The organism is Acinetobacter guerrae (genome assembly GCF_009372255.1).
In the GTDB taxonomy this organism is placed as follows: Bacteria; Pseudomonadota; Gammaproteobacteria; order Pseudomonadales; family Moraxellaceae; genus Acinetobacter; species Acinetobacter guerrae.
The window spans coordinates 317957-329054 of the sequence record NZ_LXGN01000045.1 but is presented as its reverse complement, the minus strand read 5'-3'; the positions used below and the strand labels follow the sequence as shown (position 1 = coordinate 329054).

General features: G+C 36.7%; 18 protein-coding genes and 1 pseudogene. 11 read left to right on the top strand and 8 right to left on the bottom strand.

Translation table 11 applies throughout. The features are described 5' to 3' along the window. The first annotated feature begins 53 nt into the window (after positions 1 to 53). Positions 54 to 530: a RidA family protein gene (locus tag A7A69_RS13205; protein ID WP_152878003.1), complete on the top strand. Its 477-nt coding sequence runs from the start codon at positions 54 to 56 to the stop codon at positions 528 to 530. 104 nt (positions 531 to 634) lie between these two features. Beyond that, the gene (locus tag A7A69_RS13200; protein ID WP_152878001.1) at positions 635 to 1465 is read left to right on the top strand and encodes a tRNA threonylcarbamoyladenosine dehydratase; all 831 of its coding nucleotides are present in this window, start codon (positions 635 to 637) and stop codon (positions 1463 to 1465) included. Between the two features lie 31 nt (positions 1466 to 1496). Here A7A69_RS13200 and A7A69_RS13195 read toward each other — a convergent pair whose 3' ends face one another. From A7A69_RS13195 to dusA, 3 genes are all read right to left on the bottom strand, one after another. Further along, positions 1497 to 1976: a hypothetical protein gene (locus A7A69_RS13195; protein WP_120368545.1), complete on the bottom strand. Its 480-nt coding sequence runs from the start codon at positions 1974 to 1976 to the stop codon at positions 1497 to 1499. A gap of 177 nt (positions 1977 to 2153) precedes the next feature. After that, on the bottom strand, positions 2154 to 2579 hold the full coding sequence (locus A7A69_RS13190) for a hypothetical protein (protein WP_152877999.1): 426 nt from the start codon (positions 2577 to 2579) through the stop codon (positions 2154 to 2156). 180 nt (positions 2580 to 2759) lie between these two features. Further along, positions 2760 to 3779 carry a tRNA dihydrouridine(20/20a) synthase DusA gene (gene dusA / locus A7A69_RS13185; RefSeq protein ID WP_152877997.1) on the bottom strand — a complete coding sequence of 340 codons (1020 nt, stop codon included), beginning with the start codon at positions 3777 to 3779 and terminating at the stop codon, positions 2760 to 2762. A 119-nt stretch (positions 3780 to 3898) separates the two neighbouring features. Between dusA and A7A69_RS13180 the strand changes: the two genes are divergently transcribed. Beyond that, positions 3899 to 5092, top strand: a complete 1194-nt coding sequence (locus A7A69_RS13180; RefSeq protein ID WP_152877995.1) for a tyrosine-type recombinase/integrase — start codon at positions 3899 to 3901, stop codon at positions 5090 to 5092. A 13-nt stretch (positions 5093 to 5105) separates the two neighbouring features. On the opposite strand, the gene A7A69_RS16650 is transcribed toward A7A69_RS13180, so the two are convergent. The 5 genes from A7A69_RS16650 to A7A69_RS13160 all read right to left on the bottom strand — a co-directional run bounded on the left by A7A69_RS16650 (position 5106) and on the right by A7A69_RS13160 (position 6933). After that, on the bottom strand, positions 5106 to 5276 hold the full coding sequence (locus A7A69_RS16650) for a hypothetical protein (protein WP_171500820.1): 171 nt from the start codon (positions 5274 to 5276) through the stop codon (positions 5106 to 5108). 89 nt (positions 5277 to 5365) lie between these two features. Next, positions 5366 to 5599: a hypothetical protein gene (locus A7A69_RS13175; RefSeq protein WP_152877993.1), complete on the bottom strand. Its 234-nt coding sequence runs from the start codon at positions 5597 to 5599 to the stop codon at positions 5366 to 5368. Continuing rightward, positions 5596 to 5892, bottom strand: a complete 297-nt coding sequence (locus A7A69_RS13170) for a hypothetical protein (protein ID WP_152877991.1) — start codon at positions 5890 to 5892, stop codon at positions 5596 to 5598. The genes A7A69_RS13175 and A7A69_RS13170 overlap by 4 nt, the downstream gene beginning before the upstream one ends. A gap of 22 nt (positions 5893 to 5914) precedes the next feature. Beyond that, positions 5915 to 6652 (bottom strand): 3'-5' exonuclease, encoded by a 738-nt coding sequence (locus A7A69_RS13165; protein WP_152877989.1) that lies wholly within the window; start codon positions 6650 to 6652, stop codon positions 5915 to 5917. Then, complete coding sequence (locus tag A7A69_RS13160; RefSeq protein ID WP_152877987.1) at positions 6649 to 6933, bottom strand: hypothetical protein; 285 nt, start codon at positions 6931 to 6933, stop codon at positions 6649 to 6651. Before A7A69_RS13160 ends, A7A69_RS13165 begins: the two co-directional genes overlap by 4 nt. 76 nt (positions 6934 to 7009) lie before the next feature. On the opposite strand from A7A69_RS13160, the pseudogene A7A69_RS13155 reads away from it, so the two are divergent. The 8 genes and pseudogenes from A7A69_RS13155 to A7A69_RS16640 all read left to right on the top strand — a co-directional run. Beyond that, a pseudogene (locus tag A7A69_RS13155) lies at positions 7010 to 8161 on the top strand (TipJ family phage tail tip protein); the annotation flags it as partial. A gap of 11 nt (positions 8162 to 8172) precedes the next feature. Further along, entirely contained in the window at positions 8173 to 8349 is a 177-nt protein-coding gene (locus A7A69_RS16645; RefSeq protein WP_171500819.1) for a hypothetical protein, read from the top strand. Positions 8350 to 8408: 59 nt separating this feature from the next. Then, positions 8409 to 8657 carry a holin gene (locus tag A7A69_RS13150; RefSeq protein WP_152877985.1) on the top strand — a complete coding sequence of 83 codons (249 nt, stop codon included), beginning with the start codon at positions 8409 to 8411 and terminating at the stop codon, positions 8655 to 8657. Beyond that, on the top strand, positions 8641 to 9150 hold the full coding sequence (locus A7A69_RS13145; protein ID WP_152877983.1) for a lysozyme: 510 nt from the start codon (positions 8641 to 8643) through the stop codon (positions 9148 to 9150). Before A7A69_RS13150 ends, A7A69_RS13145 begins: the two co-directional genes overlap by 17 nt. Beyond that, positions 9147 to 9443: a ubiquitination-like system serine protease family protein gene (locus A7A69_RS13140; protein WP_152877981.1), complete on the top strand. Its 297-nt coding sequence runs from the start codon at positions 9147 to 9149 to the stop codon at positions 9441 to 9443. Before A7A69_RS13145 ends, A7A69_RS13140 begins: the two co-directional genes overlap by 4 nt. Then, complete coding sequence (locus tag A7A69_RS13135; protein WP_152877980.1) at positions 9443 to 9811, top strand: hypothetical protein; 369 nt, start codon at positions 9443 to 9445, stop codon at positions 9809 to 9811. The genes A7A69_RS13140 and A7A69_RS13135 overlap by 1 nt, the downstream gene beginning before the upstream one ends. A gap of 399 nt (positions 9812 to 10210) precedes the next feature. Then, complete coding sequence (locus A7A69_RS13125) at positions 10211 to 10531, top strand: hypothetical protein (protein ID WP_152877976.1); 321 nt, start codon at positions 10211 to 10213, stop codon at positions 10529 to 10531. Positions 10532 to 10555: 24 nt separating this feature from the next. Then, the gene (locus A7A69_RS16640; protein ID WP_171500818.1) at positions 10556 to 10705 is read left to right on the top strand and encodes a hypothetical protein; all 150 of its coding nucleotides are present in this window, start codon (positions 10556 to 10558) and stop codon (positions 10703 to 10705) included. Positions 10706 to 11098: the final 393 nt, after the last annotated feature.

Sequence of the window (11098 nt, the reverse complement as noted above, 5' to 3'; positions counted from 1 at the left end):
TTTTCAGAATGTTTTAAATGTGAAATCTCATTATTTTTATAAAGAATGATTTCATGGATAAAGACTTAGCGTTTTTACAAGTTCAAACAAAATTAGGTTACGATTTCTCTGGCGATATAAAAATTGGAGGTAAATATAGCTCTTTGATTGAACACAATGGATTGGTATTTATTAGCGGACAAATTCCAAGAGTAGGAGATATAGTACACGTTTGTGGGAAAGTTGGATTAGATGTTGATGTGTCACAAGCACAATTTGCCGCAAGAATTAGCACTATGCGTGCGTTGGCAATTTTAAAACAGCACTATGTAACATTGAATGTGATTGAAAAAGTTTTACAAATGAATGTATTTGTTCATTCAACTGCTGAATTTATACAGCAAAGTGAGGTATCTGATGGGGCTTCTGAAATCCTATACGAAATCTTAGGATGCGAAACAGGACAACACACGCGTTCATCAGTCAGTGTGTATCAGCTTCCCAAAAATGCTTCTGTTGAAATCAACTTTGTTTTTGCCATAAAGACATAATTAAAGATGAATGGAAATCATCTATTTTTATTGAAATCTTCGAGATTTATTTTTAAAGAAGACAAGGTAGAATAGGTTCTTTGTTTTTATGTTTATGATTTAAGATGACCGATCTTCAAGCCGATGAATATGACCGCCGTTTCGCAGGCGTTGCCAAGATATATGGTGATGATGCATTTACTCATTATGAAAAAAGTCATGTCATGGTGATTGGAATTGGTGGTGTTGGAAGTTGGGCGGTTGAAGCATTAGCTCGTACTGGGATTGGAGAGCTAACGCTTGTAGATATGGATGTGCTGGCTGCCTCAAATATCAATCGTCAGTTACCCGCTTTGTCTTCTACATTGGGGCAGGAAAAAGCTGAAGTCATGGCAGAACGTTGTCGCCAGATTAATCCGCATATCAAGGTCAATGTGATTGATGATTTTCTGTCAGCTGACAATGTTGCTGAAATACTTTCCTCAAAACCCGATGTGGTTTTAGATTGTATTGATGACGTCAAAGCTAAACTGGCTTTGATGCTTTACTGTCGTTTTAATAAAATTGCGCTCGTGGTTTCAGGCGGGGCAGGTGGAAAAATTGATCCGCTTAAAATTCGTGTAGCGGATTTGTCTAAAACTGAACAAGACCCGATGTTGGCAAAATTACGCAGTCAATTACGTGCTAAAGGAATCTGTAAAAAACCAAAAGAAAAATTTGGCATTACCTGTGTTTATTCTATCGATAATCCATTTTCCAGTGCAGAAGTTTGTGCAGTATCACTCGAGCATAGCGATCATCTTGCGACAGGGCAAAGCGCAGCTTTGTTTAATCCTGGCTCAGGTTTACGTTGTGGTGGTTATGGTTCTGCAGTCGTGGTGACTTCTAGTTTTGGCATGATTGCGGCGGCTGAAGTTTTGAAAAAAGTAGAAATGAAAAAAACGAAGCTGAAATAGCTTCGTTCATTGTCAAGATGGTATTTTAAGCTTACAGCGGGCGATAATAGGTATATGTGACATTATTATCTTTATATACATCGTAGCTTTGCTGCTTAAAATCAGAGATCCACTGGCTACCGCTGTAACCCGCAATATGTCCATAAACATGATTTGGGGTGCGTTTAATAATATAAATATCACCCTTTTGTGGATGATCAAACTCAGGTTGAATTTGTCGATAACCAATTTTGGTTAAAGTGTCGCCCCAGTCAGAAGCGGCAATAGGGTGACTGACGATCTTGGCACCCGCAGATTGCAAAGCGATTCGAACACTTTTGGCACATTTTGCCGTGCTGTAGTTACCACTAATGCTTTTTAATTTAGCAACAAATTTGTGGATATCAATTTGGCTACGTGAGCCATCCGATCCAAAAGAAAACGGTGCTGATCTTTCCCTGTTCTCACTCACAGTCACATGTGGTGCATTCTGTGTTTGATAACTATCTGCTAATTGTCCGTCATAAATCATCGTTTAAACTCGTTCTTACATCATTCACACATATCAATAACAATGTATTTGCTTGGCTGAGTGATGCTATCTCTTGAACCTTAAAAAGTGTTTTAAGAAATGTAATAATATTTCACAACTTTGAAACATTTATAAAAATATATTGATTTATCATCTAATTATCAAAGTATTTATTGGTTAAATTTTATTAGGATAATATCGAATAATACGTGATTCAGCTAAATTTTTATTTTTAAAACGATCATAAAAATCAAAACAGATATGTTGATTGGTACTGAGCCTTGGTAAATTTTGATCAAAAAGAAAATGACGAATATAACCAGACTGATCCATAAAAATGGCAATACGCTCAAAGCTTTGGCTATGTTTTGTTGAGTAGGAACGATATTGTTTAACTATCCCACATTCTTTACTGGTCATAAGCTCTGAAGAAGGCTGTAGCCATATCGACAAAAATACAATTGCAAATCCGGGCAATACACTTAAATAGTAGATTGTTTTTTGCTCATTGGTGTTTCTGTTTTTATGAATACAATATATGTGAGCAAAAATGGGTAAAAACAAAATAAATATTAATCCCACAATGAAGAAAAAATTACTCATGATTTTGATATCTTTATTGTGATACACCTTAAAAATTGATTTTAAATGATTTTTAAAGTGTATTTGCTTTATTTTGAATGCCAATGATCATAACTTTGAATGTTAAAAAATATGATGGAATAATCATATAAAAAATTGTAGCCTTTTATTAATTGATAACTGTACAAAGGTCAAATACTTTTAAATATGCTGTTCTTGCTGAGATTCTTCTGATCGTTGAATAGCTTCTCGAATATTAATTAGAGCATGTTCAATATCGGTAAGTGACTTGGCATTTCCTCCACTTAGTGCTTGTCGCCATTTGCGTGCACCTGGAAGATTTTGAAATAAACCTAAAATATGTCGAGTAATAATTGAAAGGGGCGCACCTTCAGCTAAACGTTTTTCGATATAAGGCATCATCTGTTGCATGATGTTAAATCGATCTGGCATTTCCAAATCCCAAAACTTTCCCAGTTCTGCAAGTAAGTAAGGATTGTGATAAGCTTCACGCCCAATCATGACGCCATCTACATATTGCAAATGTTGTTGTGTTTCCTCAAAGGTCTTGATGCCACCATTAATTTCAATGGTCAAATTTGGACGTTCACGTTTTAAACGATAGACATCTTCATAGCGTAATGGAGGAACTGCACGATTTTCCTTCGGTGATAAACCTTGCAAAATCGCAATGCGAGCATGTACCACAAAATGAGTACAACCAGTTGTAGCAACGGTATCTACAAAATGCAGCATTTCTTCATAGGACTGCATATCATCTATCCCAATCCGATGTTTGACCGTCACAGGAATAGAAACAGCTTTTTGCATTTGGTCAATACATTCGGCGACTAAATCGGGTTCTGCCATTAAACAAGCGCCAATTTTATTATTTTGTACACGATCACTCGGACAGCCAACATTTAGATTGACTTCGTTGTAGCCCCAATCTTCAGCCATTTTTGTGCAGGTTGCTAAATCTTGAGGGTTTGATCCACCTAGTTGTAAGACCAATGGATGCTCTTGTGAATTAAAATCTAAATGTCTTTTTGCATCGCCATGAATAATCGCGCCTGTTGTCACCATTTCGGTATATAGCACAATATTAGGATTAAATAGTCGCGCAAAAAATCGATAATCACGAGTTGTCCAATCCATCATAGGTGCTACTGATATTCTTGGAACCCTTGATATACCTGTGTTTTGTTTTAAATCAGTCATTTAATTACCTATGCACACTTGTAACATTTACAACTATTTCGTATCTTTTGCTATCTTTTTGTGATGCTTGCTACTATTTTTGATACTATCTTTCGGCATGATTTAAAATAGTAGCAAAAATGGGTTATATCACAGAACTAAAGTCTAAAACAAAAGGCACGAGATACAGAGCTGTCATTAATATAAGAAAAAAAAGTGACGGCATTGAATACTTTGCAACTGAGACATTTAGCACCAAAGCTTTAGCAAAAGCATGGTTGAAAAAAGAGGAAGACAAATTAGAAAAGAATCCTCACTTGTTGTCAACTAATAATAAACTTGCTTCTGGTGCAATGTCACTGGCATCTGCAATTACCAGGTATAAAGAAGAAATTACTGACTATGGCAGGACCAAAGCGTTTACATTGGAAATGTTGAAAAAATACGATATTTCACAGAAATCTCTATCTGAATTGAAACGTACAGATTACGCGGACCATGCTTTACGTCGCAGGGATGGTTACAAAAATGATAATTATGAATTAGATCCAGTTGAGCCAAGTACCATTTTATTTGAATTTCAGTGCATGAAATCAGTTCTTGATCATGCTGAATTGCTCTGGGGCATAGAGATAGATTTCAATGAATATGAAAAGGCTGTAAAAGGCCTAAGAAAATCTCGTGTCATTTCAGAATCTGAAGAACGTACACGATTGCCGACAGCGAAAGAATTGCAAGACCTAACAACTTATGCATACATTGATTTTCATCTAAAAAAATATTCAACTACCCCAATTCATTTGATTATGTGGTTAGATATTTATACTGGCCGTCGGTTGGGGGAAATTGTAAGGCTAAAAGTAAAAAATTATGATCGTGATCATGGTAAATGGTTCATTGAAGGAGTTAAGCACCCCAATGGATCGAAAGGCAATGACAAATGGTTTGTGGTCAGTGTCGAGGCTGCGGAAATCATTGAAGAATTATTAAAGCCTGAAATCCGTAAAAAAATGCTATCACGTGGCGGTGATGAACAATATTTGATTCCTGTTCACGATAATATAATCGACCGAAATTGGCAGAAAATTAAGAAGCTTGCAGGAATTAATGATTTGCGTTTTCATGATTTACGTCATGAAGCAGCTACTCGTCTAGCAGAGCAGGGTTTAACAGTACCCCAGATCCAGCAGTACACATTGCACGATGACTGGAATAGTCTGAAACGGTATGTCAATTTAGACATTATTCGAAAAAATTTGCTCACATTTAAGCAAGCCATAGAAGTTGCAAAAACTACGGGCGTTGCTGAAGCCATAAAAAAAGCCTCTATTTGAGGCTTTAAGATAGTTATTCTCCATTATTTAGATAACCACCGCATTGTTGGCAAGAATCATCTTCGGTGATTTTTTCAAGTGCAACCCATGCACCGCAATCCATGCATGATGTGCATATTTTGTCAGGATTTGCTTTTTCAAATTCAGACCAAGCCTCACCCCAACTTTTATCGGAGGCCGACATACACTCAAATGAATCATGACAATCATCACAAATAAGCATGTTTTTTGAAAAATCAGGATTGTTCAGTTTTACGTTGCAGACTTCACAATTCATAATGCTTGTTCCTTTTCATCAAGCAACTGGGCAAACAGTACGGCACCAGTGCGAACCCGATTAGCAAGTTTCGTCACAGTGGGTTCATCGTAAGTGGCCATATCATTTCTAAACTTAGGTAGTGGTGGACTCATTCCTGCTTTCATGTATTCAGTATTAATGTGAGCGACAATTTTGTTTTCCAGGGCGCGTTTATAGTTTGGATCTTGGAGCTTTTCAAGGTGTGTCATTTTTTAGTTCCATCTCGTTTTATGTTGGGAAGATAAGAGCGAAGTTTTAATGACTCACCAGCTCTTAATCTTTTTTCACAAGATGGGCAATCATATCTTGAACCAGTTGAGCCATCCTTATGAATAAAATCTTTTGGAAAGGGAGCATGTGACCAACCCGCGCAAAGCCAAATACAAGGTTGTCCATCATAACTAGGTGAAACATATTTTGACTTTTTACCACAGCATTCACAAACAGCAGCGACTTTGCCATTTTTTGCCATAAAATAATTTACTGGTCTGCTATTAATCATGTTAATCATTCCTTTATTATTTTTATTGAAGTGATTTAAACCAACTTTCGATCTTTCTATCAAGTTGATCTAGCTGATCAAAAAAAGCATCCATTTCATCTTGTGAAAAATACGGTAATTCAAAAATAGAATCTAAAAAACCACGTACACGGCCAGACGCATAAATATAACTATCTACTTTGGATGATTCTAACTCTTTAAAAAGAATAGATAATTTTTGCAACAAATTAGCTTTTTCATGTTCATTAGCATGCATACGTTTAATTTCAATAAACTGTTTAGCCTGGTGAATTGCATCATCAAGTGCATTGTGCGGCATACCAACAAACGGCAGATCAAATTTAGGAACAGATTTGAGCAACGTGCGGAAGCAAAATTCTTTGGTATATTTCCAAGGATGGGTAATATTGAAATGATCAAGTGCGTTGTTAATCCAGCGTATATCGGCCAGGGAACCTTTAGACCATATTTCAGTGCATTTATTTTCTTCAAAAAAATAAACTAAGGCTTGTAATGCAGCTTTAATTTTTTCTCCTCCGCTAAATGCATCAGCACGTGCAGCTGGATCTTGTTGATCCCACCAATCGAGCGTTGATTGGCTTACTGTAAATCCGTATCGTTTTGAATCCTCAATATCAATACCAATATGAAAATATTCATAGATTCCACGATCATTAAAAACCACAGCACCAATGCTAAGTAGAACAGGGCGTTCACCAACATCTAAGGTTTCACAATCAATCATTAATTTATTTTTCATGCTTCAGCTCCAGCTATAGATCTCAATTGTTGAATGTCGACAAGTGTTGCTGAGTTAGAAATGAAATAACCTTCAGCACTGTGCGGATCACTTTTATCTGTGCCTTCTGCATCAAACCAGTCATATCCCAAACGCCCATTCTCATTTGCATAAATGTAGGGTGCGAGTGGAAATTTATATTCAAAATCAGGTTTGTATCCAAGTTTTGAAAATAAAGTGAAAGCTTCTTTTGATTCGTTGGGATTTTTCGCCTTGAACTTATACTCTTTTAATTTTTTCATACCGCTATTTCCTTTCTTTTTTTGAATATTTCGATTTTGCATGCAATGCAGTGATGCTTATGACTGGATGGATATCCAGTCAGCGCAAATTGATGGTGACAATGCGATTGCTAAACGTGTTGATTTGGTTCAAACAAGTGTTGGTGAGAATACTGCTTCAATTGAAGATGTTACAGAATCAGTAGATGGATTATATGCCCAAAAATTCACAAAAATTGATGTGAATGGAAAGGTGATCGGTTGGGGTGGTGCGAATGATGGTGTTGAGGGTATTTTTATCTTTAATGTTGATTCGCTTGCAATAGGCAGTGGTAATAGTGCGGGGTATTATCCATTTATATTCCGCACAACACCCTTTACTGATCCTGAAACAGGCACGGTCTTTCCAGTTTCTGCATATTTCGCATCTTCAATGATGGATTATCAATCTGTTAAAAGGTCTAATATCCAGAAATTAGCCGTAGGTACGGGACAAATTGATGACTTGGCTGTAAAGCGAGGAAAAATCGATAATTTAGCTGTAGGTACAGGGCAAATTGACAATCTTGCGGTTGATACATTAAAGATCAAAGACAATGCGGTGACTGTGCCTGTTTCGGCATTTGCAGAGGCATCCACATCGGTTGGTGGCGGTTATACAACAGTGCAGACGCTGTCCGTTCCTTCAGATTTGGGGCATACGATTTTGACGTTTGGTGCTGTGTTTAGCTTTGCGTCATACACATCACAGCAACGTCTGTTGTGTCGAGTGCTTAAAAACGGCAATGTCGTGTTTGAAGATTTGGAGGTGCATTTTATTGATTATGCATCCGTGGGTGCAACAACTCAAAACAGTGGCCAGCATCAACATGCAGTGACTGTCAGTGTCAGCGGTACAGCAAGTGATTCTGGATCTCATAACCATAGCTTTAGCGGTTCAACAGCGAATTCATCGGCAGGATCCGTTTCAAACTCGAATCACTCACATAACTATAGTGGTTCAACGAGTTCAGCAGGTTCACATAGTCATAGCTTGAATTTGTCTGCTTCAGCATCAATGGGTCAAGATGGTATTCATAGTCATGGTGTCGAAATTCGGGGAAGTGCTAGAAGTGCAGGCACGCTTAACATTTCGCGTCATGACTCAACTTTGATTTCTGGGACTTTTGAACTGCAATTGCGGTCTGATTCTGGTGGTAATGTGAATGTCTCACAACGTTATATTCATGCGATGACAATGCGTAAATAATAGGAGAATTTATGGCTTATTTTGCAGTTTATGAAACTGAATCGGGTGAGATTCAAAACATTATTGAATCTCCTGAATTTCTTGCAGAAAGTATTCATCATGATGAACATCAAGAAGTGTTGCAGCTTGATCAGCAAGTTTCAGCATTGAAATACAAAATTCTCAATCATGAACTGATTGAAATTTAAGCTGAACCTATGAAGCCGCCGAAAGGCGGTTTTTTATTGCCATTTTTTTAGGGGGCTTTATGCCAGAACCAACAACATCAAGTGGGGCAGGATTTGGGCTTGCAACAAATTTAGCGGGTGGGGGTGTCGCAGTTTTGGGGGGATTTACTACAACTGAGTGGATGGCCATTGTCGGTGGTTTATGTGCAGTTCTGGGCTTGATTATTCAAGCTTGGGCAACGATTCGTAAAGATCGTCGTGATGAATTGGATTATTTGGCACGGCAAAAGCGAAATAAAAAGGGGTGTAACGATGTCGAACAAGACTAAGCTGATTGTCACGTCATTAGCAGCTTCGGCTGTTTTTTTTACGTCTTTAATCGGCTATGAGGGATATTCGTCAAAGCCTTATAAAGATACAGGGGGTGTTGCAACAATTGGCATTGGGTCAACTCAATATGAAAATGGCTCTAAAGTCAAAATGACAGATAAGCCAATTGATCAGAAACGAGCAATACAGATTGCACAAGCACATATCTCTAAAGATGAACAAGTGTTTCGTAAAACATTGCAGGGTGTCAAGTTATCTCAAACTGAATACGATCTATATTTAGATTTTATGTACAACTTTGGGCGAAGCAACTGGCAATCATCTTCAATGCTTTCACACTTAAAAGCGGGTCAATACGTTGCTGCATGTAAGTCGTTGCTGAAATGGAAATACGTTGCAAAGCGAGATTGTTCGATTCGTAGTAATGGCTGCTATGGCGTGTGGACCAGACAAGTTGATCGATATAATAAGTGTATGGCGGTGAACTCATGAGTGAATTCAAGAAAGTTTCAAAAGTCATGTTGGAGTCAAACGGCACTTATTTTATTGAATGCCCAGGCTGCAAATACCTTCATCCGATTCATGTTGGCGAACAGCATAAGATTTGTTGGGATTTTGATGGAAACTTAGAAAAGCCAACATTTAGTCCAAGTTTGATGGTAAATGCAGGTCACACATCACAGTGTCATTCTTTTATTAGAAATGGCCAGATCCAGTTTTTATCAGACTGTTTTCATCAGCTTGCTGGCAAGACAGTTGATTTATCCGAAATTGAGGAATTGTAATGCCAATATTCATAGTCTTATGGAAGTTTAAAAAATGGATCGCAATTGCGGTCTTTATTTTTTTATACCTGGCGCAAATTGCATATACAAATCATCTAAGTGGAAAACTTCAAGAAGCTGAACAGAAATGCTCAGCCAAGGTTCAAAAACTTAAAGATGATCAGCAAAAGGCATTGATCGAAAAACAAAACAATATAAACAAAGTGAGCGCAGATTATGAGCAACTTAAATCAGAACAACGTGTCAAAGTCGAAACAGTTACACGTGAAGTGCAAAAGATCATTGAGCGTCCTGTTTATAACAACGTTTGTATTGATGATACTGGGTTGCAGCACATCAACTCACTTATCTCCAACGATTCCAGCTAATTTGGTTGTACCTTGCCCTAAACTCCTTAAATTAGAATCAGGGCAGGGCAAAGAAATCGCGCTATGGATCATTGATACTGTTGCAAAATACAATGAGTGTAGTGCTTTGAATGATGTAAAAATTAAAATCCTCTAGTGAGGGTTTTAATTTGAAAAAAATATAACAATAATCGGAAAATTTATCTTTAATAAAGAATCATGACTGTGCTATAACTGTTCAAACAATAAATATACAAGTGGGGAGGTAAATGAATGGGCTCAAAATGTTTTAAAGAATATTGAAAATAATTTAACCAATTTTTTTTTCATCGTGTATAATCACCGACCAAATTATAACTTTTTGTAAAGATTCATTGAATTTTCACAAATCATTGCTATATACATAGTATGAGGTTTCCTTTGGACGATGCTATAAAAGATATTTATTTGCGTGTACTTCATATCGCTAATAAATTTTTAAAAGAAAGTAAAATTGTTTCACTCAACATTGAATACCTGAGTCAGATTGATCCTAGTGCAGAAGAAGTAGCTAAGATTATGGAAAAACTCGCTAAAGTTCTTGAAGATCTTGAGTGTGATGATGATATTTCTTTAAATGTTAAGCAATGCATATGGGTAATTAACGGCATTGCTAACGCAATAGTGGCAGGTGAGTCAACTGACGAAATGGAGCAGTTGTATTCTAAGCTCGAAAAACATGTAAATGTACCTGTACTATAGACCTATATTGATTGAGGAATAACTATGAAGAACTTTCAACAAATCCGTCGTGAGCATTTAATCAACAAAGCTAATAAATTGTTAGATCGCGCAGATTTATTGGTTGATCGAATTATTGCTAATGCACATACTGCTGAACAAGCAAAAACTCAAAAGGCAAATAAAGTAGCGTAACTTTTTGCCTATCGAATTCAAAAAACCACTATTTTGATAGTGGTTTTTTTATTTTTAAATATAAATAAAATGATTTAATCCTTCGCCACATTTTTTGCCACAGATATTTGAAATCTAGTGATATACTATCAATCTTAAAAGCTCTAAGTAATTGATTTAAAACACTGTGAATCTGATATGTCTTTATTGAGCATTGTTCTATCGGGTTCAACTCCCTCCATCTTGAATATTAAGAAATTGCATTTGGATAAGTATTTAAATAAATGACTAGAAAGACATATATGGCGTAAATTATTGCAGCCGAAAAAAAAGTGAATTTCTGACACGAATCGTAAATATTAGCTTTACTTATAAGAGTTTCGACGAATTTTAAAGCTGCTTTTAAGTCATGAG